This is a genomic window from Paraburkholderia sp. SIMBA_030 (assembly GCF_046535245.1).
Lineage (GTDB): Bacteria > Pseudomonadota > Gammaproteobacteria > Burkholderiales > Burkholderiaceae > Paraburkholderia.
Map to the genome: position 1 here is coordinate 1 of NZ_JAWRXB010000190.1, position 336 is coordinate 336.

The window sequence follows — 336 nt, forward strand, 5'->3', positions numbered from 1 at the left end:
GCCGACTGGTTCTTGACCATTTTCAGCATTAGGGCGAATGATTTCTGTGCGCTCTTCATTGGTGATATGATACATTTTTTGTAGCGCTTTTAGCTTATCACCGCGGCACGCTTGCGTTGCCAATGTCTCTTCTAGACGCTCATCATCACGAACACGCGTCGCTTCTTCACGTAACCATTTGCGATATGGATGCGCCGTTTTTAGTAAAGTTGCAATAGCTGTCGTATCTAAAATTTGACCTGTTAACGTATCAATGACCAGCATTTGACCAGGTCCAACGCGACCTTTTGCCAATACGTCTTGTGGCTCGTAATCCCAAACGCCCACTTCTGATGC

The 336-nt window shown here is 46.1% G+C and carries 1 protein-coding gene; it reads right to left on the reverse strand.

The genetic code is table 11. The features are described 5' to 3' along the window. On the reverse strand, positions 1-327 hold a 327-nt coding region (locus SB772_RS39615; RefSeq protein ID WP_410838469.1), incomplete at its 3' end, for a hypothetical protein. Positions 328-336: the final 9 nt, after the last annotated feature.